Raw genomic sequence first — 18,235 nt, forward strand, 5'->3', positions numbered from 1 at the left:
AGCGGTTATTGGCGAGAACCAGAAGCTGCGCTGTAATGAGCGCAGCTGTCTGTCTTGGTCGGTATTAGTCGTTAGCCATTAATGGATTGTAGCCTGGCTCTAAAGTTTCGACATGCTGATCATAAGCAGAACATCTTTGATCAAAGAAAGTTATTCCGTTAGTTTTTCTTTCTACTCTAGCAACCATTTGTTGATGAGTCTCTCTTTCCTTGCTGTCGAGTGTCAAAACAGGCGCTGATAAAAGGCTGTATTCCAGTGAGAAATCGCGACAAGCGTTAGCATTCAGCGCAATTGATGAGCTGGTACCAACAACCGCCGTAACAATTCCAAAACTATTGTTCAGTGTTTCCATTGTGGCAGGCGCCATTTTCTCAAGCCAAGCTAACATTCGAGTAGGTAACCATTCTAATGAGAACGCACCTTGTTGACCGAGAGTGCTGCCGTTGCCATAGCCATTCAGGACTATGAGAACTAATACGCCTAAGCCTAGAATAATTCGTGAGCCAGGTAATACAATCTCTTTAGTGAAATTATCTCGATAGTATTTGACGGATTCGCTAATGGTTCTGGTGCCGCGACCTGAAGTCAAAATAACACCTGCCATACCAATTCCATAAAATATCGCAGCGGGTATTTGAGCAACTTTTGTTCCCAGCAGTAACGAAACTCCGGTTAAATTTTTCGCCGTTAACACTAGATTACCTACTAAAGTGGGTACCCAAGATAAAAAGCTCGCAACGGCGAGACTTGTTGCAGCGCTCCATTTTAAAGTTAATTGGATTAGGTTGCGTGTACCTTCCACAGCAGATTTGGAGAATGCGTAAGCTGCAATCCCAGTCCCAACTATAGCTGCGGGTACAAGTACGAATGCAAAAGCTACCTTCAATATATGGCGAAGGTTATGTTGGAACTTCAATAAAGTGATTTGCCATCTCTTTTGTGAGATTTCTTTATGAACTTCATAATCATGTACTTCACGGTCGTTTGATGCCATGAGTTTGATTACATCATCCTGCAACTTTACGATGTCATGATTGTACTCAGGAAAATCAAAAATGAAACCATAGACAGATTTCCAGCCTTCTGAAAAGAGTTGGCCAACTGTTTTACCGCGTAGTGCTTTGGCAAAACCTACGCCCGGCATGAAGAACATCGAGGTCATGCCTACGATTGTTATGAGCGCAATAAAACCTGTGCCGATTAATGCAATCGCTGGTGCTGTGGCTAATGTAAAACCTGTAAGAGGGATTAATGCGCTGAAAGCAAACCCACCGTTGACGATTCCTATAGCCAAAGAGAATGAAAAGAAAACTCCCAAAAAGACTTTGAGTCTCCAAGACAGTCCGTATGCGAGGTCGCCTCGTACAAGAGAAATCATGACTCCAGCAATATCACGCCAGAATAAGATAGTATTGGTGACGGCACATGCAATACCAATAGCAACTGCTAATGAACCTGTAGTGGCAAATACAGCAATCGCAACTTGTCCTGCAGCAATGATGATTGCGAAGATTGCGGCAGTCCAAAAAAGAACTTTTTTAGTACTGCGCATGCTGAGTTTGCTTTCCAGTTTTTTGTGGTCTGCATCGGTATTGCGCTGAGTTTTTTCGTGTGCATAATCATTACTTTTTTCAGCAAAAACGTGGCCATTTTTTGCCGCTAAGCTTAGAAGATCAGCTTTGAACTTAGGAAAATCAGCATGATCTATTTCTACTGAATCGAGATGATGGGGAACAGTAACGGGATTATTTGCAGAATCTAGAATACTATAGTTCTCAGCATTGTAATAAAGTTTCCCTGATTCCATATTGTCTAATGAATCAGGAGCAGGGCAAACCTCATAGCCAAATCCGTTAAGTCGATTTTCAAAACGAAACCCGTAATCGATTTCTGCGGCCAAGCGGTTAAAAGCTCGTTTTAACACTTTATCAACAGTTTTGTGTTTTTCAGAAAATGGCATACCAAGTGCTTCTGGAGGCATGTTGATTAATTTCGTGATTTCAGACTGAATTCTAGCCATATAGCCATCAACAGCTCTGCGATCTAAAATTGGCCAAGGTGTATCATGGGCAGTGTGACGACGTAGAAAATCAGTAGGGTTTTCTTCTAGCTTGCTAGCATGCAGCAATGGATTTTTTTCAGGTGAGTTAATATAGAGTAGAGTGAAGTTAGAAAGAATTTGAGATAAATGTGGGTTACGACGTCCTTGAATAAACGTTCCAACCATTCCGTTCGGAGCAGCATCACTCAAAGTTCTTGCGAATTCGTTTACAACGCGATGGTCTTCTTGTTGAAGTTCAGCAGTGTATTTTCGAATTAGTTTTTCTACAGCTTCATTTGGAGAAGAGATGTGGTCGGCTCTTAATTGCTCGATTGTATTAGTAGATAATGAGGTCAAAATATCGCGTACTGTCGTCCTGTAATTCATGCGCGGTATGCTAACCTCTATGTCACCATCGTACTGACTAAATTCTTCATAAGCTCGACGTTTAATTTCAGTGCGTTTAGAAGTGTCGCTGGCAAGCCAAGTCGCAGGCTTTGAAAAAAGATTCCAGAAGGTGTATCGGACTAAGTCGTTTTTCGCTTTTTTGGAAAAAAAACTTCCCAGCCAACCAGAGAAGGTGGGGTCTATGTTTCGGGTATCGAGACCAAGGTAGTTTTGATCATTTTGGGTGACTAGATCAATAGAGGGAAGTTGCACTGCTTTCGGATTAGATTTAAATTCTTGTGACCTACTTAACTGTTCCATACTTGGCTCCTATCATAAAAAAGTTACGAAGTTCGTATATTATCATAAATTTTGTAGGAAAGTCAAAGTATTTTATGTAAGCATTTTTACGGGTGGCATTGGGATTTGTCGCTTGAGAACCATGGTATTCATGAGTTAAGATTGCTCTTTTTACTAATAGGGAGTATTTGCCATGGTGCATCGGTTTAAGTGCCTTTGGGGTTCTTTGGGGATTATCGTATTGAGTCTTTATTGCCGCGGAGTGCTTGCCGCTCAGGCTGTGGTCAATAGCGGGGGAGCAGTAGTTACGAGCCCGCAACCTCAGGTTGCCCCAGTGCCAGCGCCCGTTCCTGCTCCAACCCCAGCCCCACATACCTTCAACGCCCCAGCAAATTCTATCCCCTTAGCTGTACAACATGGCCAGATTACCCAGAAGGAAGTAATGATTGGTTCAATGGCCGCATTCGGGCGTTTGTTCACTCTGATAGCGTTTTTCTGGCTATTGGTAAATGTGATGCGAAAATTAGGTGGGGGAAAGCCGTCGTTAAAGAAACCGCTCATATTAGGTGGGGTTGGCATTGCCTTAGCTTATATCATTCCGGCAATGATGAAATGACCGTTTTATCGGCGATTGGAATACAAACTTGGCGTGCCAAACGTCCACTTCCGGGTGCAAAACCTGAGTTATTAGCAAATATGATGCAGTTTTATCGTGCCGACAATCTGTTGTTGAGTGTGATTTACCCGCGCTTTTGCGATAAAAAAATTGTTGAATTACTCAGTGGATTTTGGCGCGCAATTGAAAATGCAGGCCATTGCAGTAGCGAGAGCCACCCTCTTGATTCGTTAAAATCTTCTAATATTTCGCCTGTCCTTATTTTAGGGGATGATTTGGCTCAAGCCATTAAAGTCAGTGCTACCTTTTCTTTTGATGTGCTGAATGATGCAATCGTTCTTGATGGTCCTGAAAAAGTGAGCGCCAACCCAAAACTTAAAGCGACTTGGTGGAATACTGTTAAAGAAAGCATTTCCTTGTTTTAAAATCCAGTCCTGAATATAGAGGGCATTGGGTGTGGCAGATGCTGGAAGAAGTTACCTGCGTTTTCAGATACAAGGTTGATATAATCTGCAAATTACTAGAGAATAATCATAGATCTGATACCTAAATGTCAGCGTTACTGAGCAGCGTGTAGTAAAAGAATTCGCAAAAGCGTCAAACGATAGAAAATGAGGAAAAAGTATGCATCGTCCATTTCTGGAGCGTCGAGAGAATTTCGACGAAACACTTTTTGGTCGCGCAGAAAAAGATGGATTATTTTTTAGAAATCTTTTTGATCGAAATTTTCAGCAGTACAATTTGCTCAAAAAATTATGTCAATGTTCTGATCCAGTAAAAAAATTAAAAAAACTCAAGTTATCTTATGAGGCGGGTAAAGAAGGCTTAAGTGATGCTTTCAGAATGATGGATCAATTAATTGAATTTCTTTTACTGATTGAAAAAGAACAATGGGAAGATGTTTCTGAGCATTTGAACCATGCAGATACTCGAGAATTAATGATGTCCGCGTTGTACTCGATGCAAAATGTGGATAAAATTTCAAAGGCGCTCGAATATCCACGAATTTATTATTCTTTAGATGCAGGCGCTATCACTTTTTTTGCGCTTAAAGATCAGATTATTGCCGATAAGATTTTCCATCAAACATTTTGGGAGTGGCTTGGGTTTTCAATTCGACAATTTTTTTGGCCGGAGAAAACCTTGGAAATTCCCGTTGATCGATTGAAAGGGATTCATGTTAGACAAGTCCTGGAGCATTATCCAGAATATTGGAATGGGCCTGTAAAAAAAGGCTCCGAGTTAAGAAAGCAATTACGGTTTGAAAATCTTCAAAAGCTCACTGAAAATCCTGCTAGTGAAATCAGGCATGCTACGAGTAAAGCCGTGCTTGAAGATAAAAAGTTACGGAAACTTTTAGAAGTAGAGCCAAAATCTCAAGAAGCTGCCAACGCCAGGGTGAATCTGCTTCGTGATTACGGCGCCAGCATTCTTGATAAGAGAAAAAAATCAAAAATGGGTGGCTTGGTAGAAGTTATTTTAAATGGGAGTTCTGAAGATAAATATGTTGCTGACGATGCTGCACTCGAAAATTTTTATTTCCAACAATTCCTGGCGCTGATTCAAACTTCTGATCGGAAAAAGACTCGTAATGGGCATATTGCATTGCGCAACACTATAAAAGGGCTCTGGAATAATAGCAAAACAGCTAAAGAATCTGATGTTCGTATACAGCTTATCAAGAAAAAAGCGATGCTTCGTGTATTGAGGCTTTCCCCAGAAAATACAGTATTAAAAAATATGCCAGAAGAATACTATATCGAGCTGTTTTCTGATCCTATCATATTCAAGAATTTTTTAGAGAATAGTTCACTTCAAGAAGCGTTCAGTCGAAAAGGATTTTTAAGCTTTTCGATAGAGAGTCTTCGTTCAAAAATGTTTCAATGGGTTTTGCAAAGAGTGAGAGCGACTCGTCAGGGGTATGGTGGTACAACAGAATTCAATGAGAAACATCTTCTTGCTGTATCTAGATTGTATAATGTTCCTCAGGACGAGATTTTGAATCATCCTATTGTTTGTGTTGAGCTAATCAATGTATTTTTGCAGTCTCACGATCATTTGGCTGCAATATCATTTTTGCTGAGTAGTGAAACTTTTCACAAAGAAAAGAATATTGCTCGATTATTGCAACATGCCAAACCTATGCAGCTCGTTGAGTGGCTATCTCGTTCTGTAGGTATACGGTCGGACATAAAATTAAAAATTGCTGAGATTGAGGCTCGAATTGTTGCTTTAGAAGCTGAACATAAAACTCTTTTAATTAATAAAAGAAAACGTGGTCGCCACAAAGAATTAACGCAAAAAGCTCTAGAAATAAAAGTCCTAAGTGATGAGAAGAAAAAATACGACTTCTTCTCAGAATTTTTCAATATTTCTGTTCGTACAATTCAAGAAAAAGATGAGATTAGGGCAAAGTTGGCGGTTAGTGAAGTATCTTCAGAGGTGCTCAATCAATACGAGCAAGAGCTGTTAAACGCTTCTTCTGATCCAATTCTGCGTCAACAGGTTTGGGAAAATCCAGAACATCAGGCTGAATTAGCTGAGAAAGCGAGTCTGCCCTATGTTTTGCTTTTTATTCGATCCTCACGATGTCCTGAAGAAACAGTGCTAAATTGGGGCTTGGCATTTGTAAAATTACTGGATCCCAATAATAGTCGGCTCTTAGACAGAGACTGGGATTATCTCATTAATAATGTACCCAATTTTGCTGCTTGGATGCTTTATCAATTAACCCATACAATTGTGTTTGCTTTAGATAAAGATAAAATTCAAAGCTTATTGGATTACACGGTGAGTGGTTTTGATGTCTTAAAGATTTTAGAGAAAGAACATCAGGCTCATGCTATAGACTCACCTCTTAGAGCGAGACTGCTCAAAGACCCGGCTATTTTAATGCGTGCACTGCGCTGCAATCGAAAAACGTTGAATCGACAAGAGTGGGCGAACTTAATCGTCAGAGTATGTGTGTTAGAGAAAGACTCAGAAATTGCCAGGCAATTATTGGGTTGGTGTGAAGAAGAAATTATAAATTTCGCTGATTATACGCATTTGCACATGTGGCTAGAGAGCGGACATACAGATGATGAAGATCGTAAAGTTGGGTGTCTCAAAAAAGCGTTTTTATCTTCTCAAAATTTTACGGAACAATTAAATAAAGATCATGAATTGAAGTTACTGCGGAAATTATTGCACTCTAGCTCGGATGTTGAATTGCCGCTATTATTAAAAGCGAATAGCAAGGGCTTTGATTGTGTTTTAAATGATGAACAATTGCTGGAAAGATGCGAGCAATTAAATAACGTAGAATTCAATGAGCGATTCTATGTTTATTTAAAAGAACCTAATACAACTACTCATGTTATCAGTGCTCAGCATGATACTCTCATTCAACAATTAGGGCTGAATATTCTCAATAATCTTGGGATGTGCCAAGACTCATCATTGCATTTAAGGATGTTATCTCTGTTCATTAGCCAAGTTCGATCAGATCCTACAAAACGTCAACAGGTTACTGTCTACCTTCAAAGTGCGACCTTTAGTCGAAATATGCATTTGGCTGATAGTGAAAGTTTATATCATTTGTTTAGTGAAACTAATGATCCACGCGCTGTGAAATCGATTTTCTTTCAACATCCTATATTAGGTGATTCATTAATGGCTAAATTGTGGTTATCGCTGGATGCTAATAAGCTCGCGAGCCTCATGACACAGGAACTTGAATCGTTTGATTTAGGAATTCAAGATGTTCCCCGAAATTGTAATAGTAACTCTACAAAATTCACAGGTTTAATGATTAAAACGTTATTAAATCATTTCCCATCAGAACAATATTGTGGCAAATTAAAAGAGCTTGTGAAAAACGCTGAATTTTTGAAAGTGCTGCTGAGTAATGTCACGCTAACACAGTTAAATTCATTATTATCGGCTGATAAAGAGATCAGTCAAGTTGTTGTTGATTATTTTAAGTTTCAACCTGAAGCATTCTTTGCAGCGCTGAAACGGTCGAGTAAGTTGAAGGATCTCTCTCATTTGAGGCAATTGCAGCAATTATTTTCAACGCATGCAGAGATCACTTCTTTATTCGTGGGTCATGTTCGAGAGGATCGTGCTAAGAATTGTACAACGTGGTTTGATTCTATTGTAATCGATTTTGTTGAGCAATCATCTGATCACGAGACGGTGTTTGAAATTTTAGGTAGCATTTATCGCGTTGCGGGAGGCGATTTTCTCTTGAATTTTTCCGTGCCATTGAATGATAGCAAAACACGAATTTTCATGTTTTATCATTTGTGTGGTGGTGAAGCGATTTCTACTCTGTATAATGATCGAATCGATTTATTGAGGAAATTTTCCGAAAGAATTTGTGTTAATTTAAAGGTCCAAGATTTTCTGGATCAATTAGAAAGGGACGATGTTGCGGGTTATGATTTGACATTTCATGATTTGATTTCTGATGACTACAGAAGTGGTCAAGTATCTGATGGTTCTCGATCCTATTCTAGGACAGAGGCTGTGCTCTATACCTTATATACTTTTGTTAGACACTTAAGTTTAATTTATTACAAGCTCATGGATCCTAATGATAAGTTGTATCATACAATAAAAATAGCAGCGTCATTGAATGATTTATTTGCTAGAGTGATAGGCGCAGAAGATAAATTTTTCAAGTTGAGTACTTCTCATTGTAATGCGCAGCAATTAGCGCGATTAATTGATGCGGATGAAGGGCTCTCAAACCAATTCAATCCATTTTTTGATTGGTTTTTCAGTTTAGAAACAGAGAATAGATTGTTGTTGAAGAAACTAACACGAGATCCTTTAGCAGTCGAAAAATTACTATCTTCCCAAGCTCTGTTAAATTTAAAAAATAGAGATGAGGCTCAGTTTCAAAAAATAACCGCACATTTTTCAAAAGAGAATTCGACTGATACGATAAAAGCGTTAGCTGAGCAACGAGCGAAAGTGCACGCTGGGGCATCTGCAAGCAGCCCCGACTCAACTACCGATGCCTCCTGGCTATTACAGTTCAGAAATTAATTCCATTTTGTTTTGCAAGGTCGCTAATGTCTCTGTGAGCTCTGTTGCGCGAAGTTTTTCTTTTTGTACAACTTCTGGCGGGGCTTTATCGACAAAATTTGCATTATTTAAGCGACCATTTAAACTGGTTAGCTCTTTTTCAATTTTCATCACTTCTTTTTGAAGTCTAGTGAGTTCTGCTTGTTTATCGATAAGGTCTGCCATGGGTATTAAGATTTCAAGCTCTTCTACTACAGCGGTTGCTGCATGAGGTGCAGAGGATTCATTGTTTAGCCAGGTGATAGAATCTACTTTAGCTAAAAATTGTACGTAGTGTTTATAGTGTTCAAAACGTGGCTGCGTATTTTTATCGGGATGACGCAGGAGTAGAGGGATGGATTTTCCTGGTGAAATTTGCATTTCCCCTCGAATATTACGAATGGCGATAATGATATTTTGCAACCACGCGATGTCAGATTCAATCTTAGGATTGATATGCTGATCTTCAGCTTGTGGGTAAGATTCTAGCATAATGCTCGGAGTGGTTTTATTTAAATATTGTTTAATGGTTTGCCAAATTTCTTCTGTGATAAACGGCATTAATGGATGACATAGCAGAAGAATTTTTTCGAGCACGGTAATGAGTGTGAGCAAAGAACCACGTTTTTCTGCTTCATTTGCTTCTTTTGAAAATAATGTCGGTTTAGTTAGCTCCAAATACCAGTCGCAGAATTCATTCCAAGTAAACTCATATAATGATTGTGCAATCCAGTCAAAACGATATTCGGAAAATGCGTGATCTATTTTCTGGATCGTCTGAGAAAGTCTGCTCAAAATCCACTGGCTCGCATCATTTTGAAATACCTCGCCAGAATGTAAATCAATATCCGATTGCTCTAATTGAAGACAGATGTAACGCGCTGCGTTCCAAATTTTATTGGTGAAATTTCTATAGCCTTCAACCCGTTTCATATCGAATCGAATATCGCGACCTGTTGAAGCGAGAGCGCAAAATGTAAAACGCAGTGCATCGGTACCGAATGCAGGAATTCCTTCCGGAAATTCTTTGCGCGTAGTTTTTTCGATTTCAGTGGCAAGCTGTGGTTGCATCAATCCGCGGGTGCGTTTTTGCACCAGTGATTCAAGATCAATGCCATCAATTAAATCAATAGGGTCTAAGATATTCCCCTTTGATTTTGACATTTTATGGCCTTCGCTGTCGCGAATGAGGCCTGTGATATACACTTTTTTAAAGGGTATTTTTCCGGTGAATTTGAGGCCAAACATAATCATGCGTGCCACCCAGAAAAAGATAATATCAAAACCGGTGACAAGTACATCTGTAGGATAAAACGTTTCTAATTCAGGTGTTTGCTCTGGCCAACCTAAAGTGACAAATGGCCAGAGTGCAGATGAAAACCACGTGTCTAATACATCATCATCTTGTCTAAGCGAAATATTATCCCCAAGATTATACTTTTTTCTGACGGCAGCTTCGTCTTTACCTACATAATGATTTCCTTGGTCGTCGTACCATGCAGGAATGCGATGTCCCCACCATAATTGTCGACTGATGCACCAATCTTGAATATTTTCCATCCAACTAAAATACGTGTTTTGCCAATTTTCAGGGACGAATTTTATTTCGCCGTTTTTCACTGCATCGATAGCGGGTTTTGCAAGCGATTCCGTTTTGATAAACCATTGGTAGGTAAGATAGGGTTCGATCACGGCATGAGATCGATCGCCAAATGGAATTTGCAAAATATGTTTTTCAATTTTTTCAATTAATCCTGCTTTTTCCAAGTCTTGAACAATTTTTTCTCTAGCGTCGAATCGATCTAACCCGCGATATTCTGCTGGTGCATTATCATTGAGTTTTGCGTCGTGAGTAAAAATATTAATGAGTTCGAGATTGTGTCGTTGTCCCATCGCGTAATCGTTAAAATCGTGAGCGGGAGTTATTTTGACACAACCGCTACCAAAATCTTGGACAACAGCACTATCAGCAATAATTGGAATTGATCTTCCGGTAAACGGCAATTGAACCGTTTTTCCAATTAAGTGTTGATAACGAGCGTCATCCGGATGAACGGCGACGGCGACGTCTCCCAAAAGTGTTTCTGGACGTGTGGTGGCAACAACTATGAAGCCTTCACCTTCAGAAAAGGGGTAGCGCATGTGCCATAATTTTCCTTCTTGTTCTTTAGAGACTACTTCAAGATCAGAAATGGCTGTGTGTAAAACCGGATCCCAGTTGACAAGTCGTTGTCCTCTGTAAATGAGTCCTTCATCAAAGAGTTTTTCGAATACAGTGACGACAGCCTCTGCCACAGAAGCATCCATTGTGAAACATTCTCTCTCCCAGTCTAGAGAGCTGCCCATACGTTTGAGTTGTTGTTTGATTGTGTTGCCCGAATGTTCTTTCCATTTCCAGACTTGTTCGATGAATTTTTCGCGTCCTAAATCGTGTCGAGAAAGATTTTCTTTGGCCAGTTGTCGTTCCACAACCATTTGAGTCGCAATGCCAGCGTGATCTGTGCCCGCTTGCCAAAGGGTTTGTCGGCCTTGCATACGATGATAGCGTATGAGGGCATCCATGAGACTTACCTGAAAACCATGTCCCATGTGCAATGTTCCAGTAACATTCGGAGGAGGTAGAATAATACAGTACGATTTTCCATCACCTGATGGTTTAAAATAACCTTCTTGTTCCCAAATTTGATACCACCGAGACTCAGCTTGGTCGGGTTGGAATGCTTTGTCGAGAGCAACCGATGTGTTAACTGCCATGGAAAATACCTTAATAAACGTTATCTATATAAAGTAGTATAACCAGATAAATGGGGTCAGGTAAAATATAAAGGGATCGGGTCTCCCGTTGGCAATCTTGCCTATAGCCAACGGGAGACCCGACCCCTTTATACTAGCCAAATCAAGCGTGGCGGGGTATATTGGCCGATAGGTGCCTGCCAGGGGCGGATAGTGTATTTGAAGAGAGAAATTGTGCCCAGAATCATCGTTCGCTATTTAAATCGAGAAATCATCAACACCATGTTGATCATTACGGCTATATTGTTAGCGATATTAATTTGCAACCAGTTTGTTCGATATTTAGGTGATGCTGCGATGGGGCGTATGACAGCAAAATCTGTGATGCAAATGATGTCTATCCAAGTGCCGTTGCTCGCAGGATTTTTGTTGCCCCTCGGATTTTTTTTAGCGGTCTTAATCAGTTACGGTCGATTATATACCACAAATGAAATGACCGCATTTTTTTGTGCTGGTTTTAGTCGATTTCAATTACTCGGTGCAACTTTAATTGGAGCTAGCATTACAACATTAGTTGTGGGCGCATTAATGATGTGGGTTGAACCTCAAATGACCTATTATCGTGAACGTATATTAGCCGAAGCCGTGGCAGCATCACCTTTGCAAAAAATGACATCGGGTCGATTTCAATTTATTGCGGGTCGCTATGTCGTTTATGCTGAAAAAATGTCACGAAATCGTGATCAGCTTGAAAATGTTTTTGCAGCAGAAATGCCGCTTAAAAATCATTTTTCCACGTGGGGCGTTATGGTAGCGCACAGCGCTAAACAAGTAAAAGATTCTGCGACTCAGCAGGAATTTGTTGAATTTCAAAAAGGATTTCGTTATCAAGGAAATCCAGGTGAGCAAGCATTTCAATTGGTTGCATTTGATCATTATGGTGTGAGACTTCCTACGCCTAAAATCAAAGTGAAACGCGATGAGGATTATTTATCGACGGTGGAATTGTGGCGAGAACGAAATACTAATCGTTTGGCGGCGGCTCAGCTTCAGTGGCGATTTTCAATGCCATTATCTGTTTTATTATTGACATTAATCGCTGTACCATTGAGTCGAGCGAATCCACGCCAAGGTCGTTTTGCTCAATTATTTCCTGGAATTATCATTTATATAGTTTATGTCGATTTATTATTTGTGAGTCGATCATGGGTGGAGCACGGTGTTGTTTCTACTAGTATAGGGTTGTGGTGGGTACACGGAATGATTTTTGTATTAGGCTTAGGATTATTTTTACAATATACAGGTCATTTCAGAAAATGGAGAATGAGGTTTTTACAATGACTATTTATCGTCAATACATTGGGAAAAATGTCATTAAATCGATATTAATGGTTTTGTTAATTTTAATTACGGTGGAAAGTTTTATTGAACTTGCTCAACAGCTTAAAGATGTTGGAAAGGGTGATTATACAATTTATTTGGTGGCTATGGTTGTTCCTTTAATGTTGTTGTCAAAAGTGTATCAACTATTCCCAGTCGCTGCATTAATTGGCAGTATTATTGGTTTGGGACGATTAGCGTCACGAAACGAATTGATTATTTTACATTCAGCTGGTTTGTCAATGTGGCAAATTACACGTTCTGTTTTGCTCTCCGCAATTTTACTTATTGCAGTGATAATAATTCCGGGAGAATCTATTGCACCGTATGCCTGTGATATGGCTACAACAATTAAATCGCATGCTTTGAGTCGTGGTAACACATTAAAAACGGATCATGGCACTTGGGTGAGAGATGGGATGAATTTTATTCATATCAAAACTATCGCAAGCGGAGACCAATGGTTTGGTGTAACGCGATATTATTTTGATCAAAATCATGAATTACGACTAGCGAGTTTTGCTGAACGAGGTGAATTTCGAAATGGTAGTTGGCAATTTCATCACGTACAGCAAAGTCATTTTGAACCCGAGCGAGTAAACAGAGAATTCTATGATCAACAAGTATGGAATTTAAAATTAGACCCACGTATGATGGGGTTAATCGATACGGAGCCTTCTCAACAATCATTACCACAACTCTATAATAATGTGCATTTTCGCAAGATCAGCGGGCAAGATGTAGGGCCATTTGAATTTGCTTTTTGGCGAAGATTAATGCTGCCTTTCGCTACATTAGTAATGATTATTTTAGCAGTGCCTATAGTTGACGGACCGTTACGTAGCGTGACCATGGGTGTGCGGATTGTTGCGGGAATTACAGTGGGATTTGTATTTTATATGCTGAATCAGTTTTTAGGTCCGATGAGTTTGGTGTATCAAGTGCCACCTGTTTTGGCAGCGGTGATGCCCGTGATAGTTTTTGGAGCGTTGGGTGGTTATTTGATTTATTCGAGATCTTAATTCGATTAAGTGTCGGTAGGAGAATGTCATGAGGAGTATAGAATTGACCGATCAACAAATAGTAGAGCAGACTAAAACTCAGCATCGGTTTTATCCCTGGTTAATTTGGGGGTTAGGTGCTGCATTTTTCTTTTCAGAATATTTAGGTCGAGTTGCACCGGGTGTTGTTGTTCCGGAATTGTCTCAGGAATTTCATGTCACTGCGCTTATGTTGGGTGCATTATCGAGTATGTTCCTTTGGCCCTATATTATTATGCAAATGCCTGTTGGTATGTTGGTTGATCGATATAGTTCGAGAAAATTATTAAGTGGAATGGCAGCGCTAACGGGGATTGGTTGTATCACATTTGCAATGTCTCCTGGGCTTTTTGTTGCACAGTTAGGTCGTTTTTTAATGGGTTTTGGTGCATCGTTTGCATTTGTTGGTGCGTTAAAATTAGCGACGATGTGGTTTAGTCCGACACGTTTTGGTTTATTAGCCGGTTTTACTCAAGCATTAGGAATGCTCGGTGCTGCAATTGGTGCAGGTCCTCTTTCCATTCTCGTTGTTGGATTAGGATGGCGTTACACGATGTGGTTAATTGGTGGTTTTTTAATTTTTATAGCAGTATTAATCGGGTTAATTGTCAGAGATAAAACGAGTGCTCATCATACAGAACATTCTTCACATGAAAAGCAAGCTCATCTTTCATTTAGAGAAGCTTTAGGGCGCGTACTTAAAAATCCTCAGAGTTGGTTTAATGGAATTTATGTTGGATTAATTTATGCTCCTACAGGAGCATTCGCGGAATTTTGGGGGACAACGTATGTTCAGCATAACAATGGCTTTGATAAAATTCATGCTGCAGAAGCAGTTAGCTGTATTTTTTTAGGTTGGGCTTTAGGTGGCCCCTTAGTGGGATTGTTATCTGATCGAATTGAACGCCGTAAACCCGTTATGTACGGCTCTGCTTTTTTCAGTTTCATCACGATGACTGCAGCTTTATACTGGCCTAATCTTTCATTATCTATGCTCTTTTTACTGATGTTTTTGTATGGTCTTGCCAATACGGGTGTTGGTGTATCCTATGCTTTAGCTGGGGAAATTAACGAACGAAGAGTTTCAGGAACGTCACTTGCATTTGCGAATATGGCATCAATCATTATTGCTGCGGCATTTCAACCTTTGATTGGTTGGTTCCTTGATTTGCAGTGGGATGGTACGAGTATTGGAGGTGTTCCAGTGTATTCAGTTGAAGCTTATCGTTATGCCGTATTGGCGTTGCCAATATGCTTGGCCTTAGGTTTTATTTCCACATTTTTTGTTAAGGAAACATATTGTAAACTCAATTGGAAGTAGGTATGCTTCCTTACGCAATTTTTGTGGTTGTGGTTACTAAGCGACACTTAGCTTTTCCTGGTTTATCTAGGAATTGTTGAAAAAAGTCAGTTGTTTATTCAACGGAGTTAATTTTAATTTAACGGAGATTTTCTATGAAAAATTCAATATCCTATGTTTTATTGCTGTCTGCTGGCTTATTCGTTGCAGGTTGCAGCGAAGTTCCTACCAATGAAGGTGTGAACGAAGCTCCTGCAGTGAGCACTGAAGTTGTGCATCATCATGTTGTTCATCCTCGTGGTGCTGTGCATCATGTTAAGGTTGAGAAAGAAGTTGCTCCAGAAGCAGCTGCTCCTGCTAAACCCGCTGAAGCTGCAAAGCCAAAAGCTAAAAAACATGTTAAGCACAAAAAGCATCATGCTAAAGCAAAGAAAGCTTCAACTGAAGCTCCAAAAGATGGCAAAGATGGAAAAGATGGCAAAGACGGTAAAGATGGAAAAGATGCTCAAGAAAGCAAACCTGCTGACTCTAATAGTTCAGATCAACCAAAATCTGACGAGTCATCAGCTCCAGCTTCTGAGTAATCGTTCAAAAGTAAGTTTGGGCACGAAGCAACTCTCGCTGTTTTCAGCGGGAGTTGCCTCCCCGATAGTCCCTCCTCTCCTAAGTCTCTTCACTCCCGATTTCTATCTTCATCGTTGTTGCATTAGCGTTTAATTTGAATCAAAATGCTTTCTGAATATCGGTGTCGAATTTGTCTGGAGTGCCAAATATGTCAATTTCAACTGTTCTTGATTTAATTGCAAAGGAAAAAATTGCATTTGTTGATCTGCGTTTTACGGATAGTCGTGGAAAAGAGCAGCATTTGACGATGTCAACGAATAAAGTCAATGAAGCTTTATTTTCTGATGGGGCAATGTTTGATGGTTCTTCTATCGCCGGATGGAAAAGCATTCATTCTTCCGATATGGTTTTAATGCCAGATGCTTCTACTGCGAAAAAAGATCCGTTTTTTGATCGCCCTACGATATCAATGACATGTGATGTATTAGATCCACTCACCATGAAAGGTTATGAACGATGTCCTCGTGCAGTTGCAAAAAAAGCTGAATCCTATTTGCAACAAACTGGAATCGCTGATACGTGTTATTTTGGTCCAGAAGCCGAATTTTTTATCTTTAGAGATTCTCGTTGGAAACTGGACATGGATCATGTCTTTTCTCATATGGATGCTGATGAAGCTTCTTGGAATACATCAAAAGTGTATGATGGTGGTAATTCAGGTCATCGCCCTAAAATTAAAGGAGGTTATTTTCCTGTTCCTCCGGTTGATTCCACGCAGGATTTACGTTCTGCTATTTGTTTAGTGTTGGAAGATCTTGGTATTCAAGTTGAAAGGCATCATCATGAAGTGGCACCGTGCCAACAAGAAATTAATATTCGTTATGCGAATTTGTTAAAGATGGCGGATAATTTGCAGACATTAAAATATGTGGTTCATAATGTGGCGCATCAATTTGGTCGTACGGCAACATTTATGCCTAAGCCCATGGCAGGTGATAATGGCAGTGGTATGCATTGTCATATTTCTTTAAGTAAGGATGGTAAAAATTTATTTTCAGGTAATGCCTATAGTGGTTTATCTGAAACCGCTCTCCATTTTATCGGCGGAATTATCAAACACGCGAGAGCTTTGAATGTCTTTACAAATCCCACAACAAATAGTTATAAACGATTGGTACCAGGCTATGAGGCTCCAGTAGTTTTAGGGTATTCTGCACGAAATCGTTCTGCTGCCATTCGAATTCCTCATGTTGCACAACCACAAGATGCTCGAATCGAAGTCCGATTTCCCGATCCTGCTGCTAATCCTTATTTGGCATTCTCTGCCATGTTATTGGCGGGATTAGATGGAATCGAACGAAAAATTAACCCGGGTGATCCTCTTGATGAAGACATGTTTAAATTAACATCCATTGAATCACGCAATCGAGCTCGAATTGCAGGAACATTAGAAGAGGCATTGCAAGCTCTGAAAGAAGACAGCGAGTTTCTGTTCGTTGGCGATGTGTTTACTAAAGATTTATTAGAAGGGTATGGACAATTAAAAGTTCTAGAAATCAATCGATTACGTACAATTCCGCATCCCGTAGAATTTGATATGTATTATAGTGTGTAATTATTTGTGATTAATAAAACAACTGGTGGAACATTAATTATTGCAGGCACTTGTATAGGTGCAGGAATGTTAGCGCTGCCTGTGGCGATGGCGAGTGGTGGATTTATTGGTTCCTGCGGTGCGCTCATTATTTTTTGGTTGGCGATGGCATTGACAGGTTTGTATGTGCTTGAAGTCAATCTTTATTTACCTTCAGAATCTAATTTTATTTCAATGGCGAAGCTGACACTGGGTAAACCCGGCGAAATTGTCGCCTGGAGTACTTATTTGTTGCTACTGTATTCATTGATGGCAGCGTATTTGTCGGGTGGAGGTGATTTAGTTGAAAGTGCTTATTCCTCAGTAGTTCATAGTGATTTACAGTCTTGGATTAAACCTCTGCCTTGGATGGCGGTGGCGAGTGTTGCTATTTATTTTGGTACTCGTGCGGTAGATCGGTTAAATCGATTGTTATTTGCGGGTTTGATTGCAACGTATTTCCTAATGGTTTTTTTCACAATTCCGCACATTAATATGTCTTACTTGTTGCCTGGTAAACCATTGTCTTTATTGTACGCTTTTCCTATTTTAAGTACGGCATTTGGATATCATGTTGTGATACCCAGTATGCGATTATATTTATCTGGGGCTGTAAATAATCTTGTGAAAATCATTTTACTAGGAAGTTTTATTACTTTAGTCGTCTATATATTCTGGGATTTAGTAGTGTTTGGAACAATTCCTACGAATGGTCCGATGAGTTTAGAGGTGATTCAACACAGTGGGCAACCGGCTACAAAAATTGCCTCTACCTTGGCTGCATTATCACATAATACTTCTTTGGTGATGATTATTGAATTTTTTATTTTCTTTGCTATCTCAACCTCTTTTATTGGAATTTCTTTAGCATTGTTTGATTTTTTAACTGATGGATTGAAAATTCCGCGAACAGCTCTGGGTAAATTTTTAAGCACCATTTTAACTTTTGTTCCGCCATTAACTTACGCACTATTTTTTACTAAAGGGTTTATTTTGGCGCTGAGTTATGCGGGTGTCTTCGTTGCTATATTACATGGACTATTGCCGGCTGCTATGGCTTGGTCAGGAAGAAATAAAAGATTGCCTGAATTATATTTAGCTCCTGGTGGGAAATTGGGTATGGCAATTATTATGCTCTTTTCCTTGTTGATTATAGTGATGCAAATGATAGTAAATATTTAAAATG

11 protein-coding genes are annotated in these 18,235 nt (G+C 39.7%); 9 read left to right on the top strand and 2 right to left on the bottom strand.

Annotated elements, in window-relative coordinates; all coding sequences use genetic code 11:
* Positions 1-64: 64 nt before the first annotated feature.
* Entirely contained in the window at positions 65-2,749 is a 2,685-nt protein-coding gene (locus tag K2X50_09865; protein MBX9587547.1) for a hypothetical protein, read from the bottom strand.
* A gap of 172 nt (positions 2,750-2,921) precedes the next feature.
* Here K2X50_09865 and K2X50_09870 point away from each other — a divergent pair, with 172 nt between their 5' ends.
* The 3 genes from K2X50_09870 (at position 2,922) to K2X50_09880 (ending at position 8,381) form a co-directional block, all read left to right on the top strand.
* The gene (locus tag K2X50_09870) at positions 2,922-3,344 is read left to right on the top strand and encodes a hypothetical protein (protein MBX9587548.1); all 423 of its coding nucleotides are present in this window, start codon (positions 2,922-2,924) and stop codon (positions 3,342-3,344) included.
* Positions 3,341-3,769 (top strand): hypothetical protein, encoded by a 429-nt coding sequence (locus tag K2X50_09875; GenBank protein ID MBX9587549.1) that lies wholly within the window; start codon positions 3,341-3,343, stop codon positions 3,767-3,769. Before K2X50_09870 ends, K2X50_09875 begins: the two co-directional genes overlap by 4 nt.
* Before the next feature lie 199 nt (positions 3,770-3,968).
* Entirely contained in the window at positions 3,969-8,381 is a 4,413-nt protein-coding gene (locus K2X50_09880) for a hypothetical protein (protein MBX9587550.1), read from the top strand.
* On the opposite strand, the gene K2X50_09885 is transcribed toward K2X50_09880, so the two are convergent.
* Positions 8,364-11,153, bottom strand: coding sequence for a valine--tRNA ligase (locus tag K2X50_09885; GenBank protein ID MBX9587551.1), 2,790 nt, complete (start codon positions 11,151-11,153; stop codon positions 8,364-8,366). The genes K2X50_09880 and K2X50_09885 overlap by 18 nt on opposite strands.
* A 213-nt stretch (positions 11,154-11,366) precedes the next feature.
* Here K2X50_09885 and lptF point away from each other — a divergent pair, with 213 nt between their 5' ends.
* The 6 genes from lptF to K2X50_09915 all read left to right on the top strand — a co-directional run bounded on the left by lptF (position 11,367) and on the right by K2X50_09915 (position 18,231).
* Positions 11,367-12,473: an LPS export ABC transporter permease LptF gene (lptF, locus tag K2X50_09890; protein ID MBX9587552.1), complete on the top strand. Its 1,107-nt coding sequence runs from the start codon at positions 11,367-11,369 to the stop codon at positions 12,471-12,473.
* Entirely contained in the window at positions 12,470-13,534 is a 1,065-nt protein-coding gene (lptG, locus tag K2X50_09895) for an LPS export ABC transporter permease LptG (GenBank protein MBX9587553.1), read from the top strand. Before lptF ends, lptG begins: the two co-directional genes overlap by 4 nt.
* Positions 13,535-13,562: 28 nt before the next feature.
* A complete protein-coding gene (locus K2X50_09900) occupies positions 13,563-14,873 on the top strand; it encodes an MFS transporter (protein ID MBX9587554.1) in 1,311 nt (436 codons plus the stop codon).
* Positions 14,874-15,007: 134 nt separating this feature from the next.
* Positions 15,008-15,436, top strand: coding sequence for a hypothetical protein (locus K2X50_09905; protein ID MBX9587555.1), 429 nt, complete (start codon positions 15,008-15,010; stop codon positions 15,434-15,436).
* 188 nt (positions 15,437-15,624) lie between these two features.
* Complete coding sequence (gene glnA / locus K2X50_09910) at positions 15,625-17,031, top strand: type I glutamate--ammonia ligase (protein MBX9587556.1); 1,407 nt, start codon at positions 15,625-15,627, stop codon at positions 17,029-17,031.
* Positions 17,032-17,037: 6 nt separating this feature from the next.
* The gene (locus K2X50_09915) at positions 17,038-18,231 is read left to right on the top strand and encodes a tyrosine transporter (protein ID MBX9587557.1); all 1,194 of its coding nucleotides are present in this window, start codon (positions 17,038-17,040) and stop codon (positions 18,229-18,231) included.
* Positions 18,232-18,235 lie beyond the last annotated feature (4 nt).

Source organism: Gammaproteobacteria bacterium (genome assembly GCA_019748175.1).
In the GTDB taxonomy this organism is placed as follows: domain Bacteria; phylum Pseudomonadota; class Gammaproteobacteria; order JAIEPX01; family JAIEPX01; genus JAIEPX01.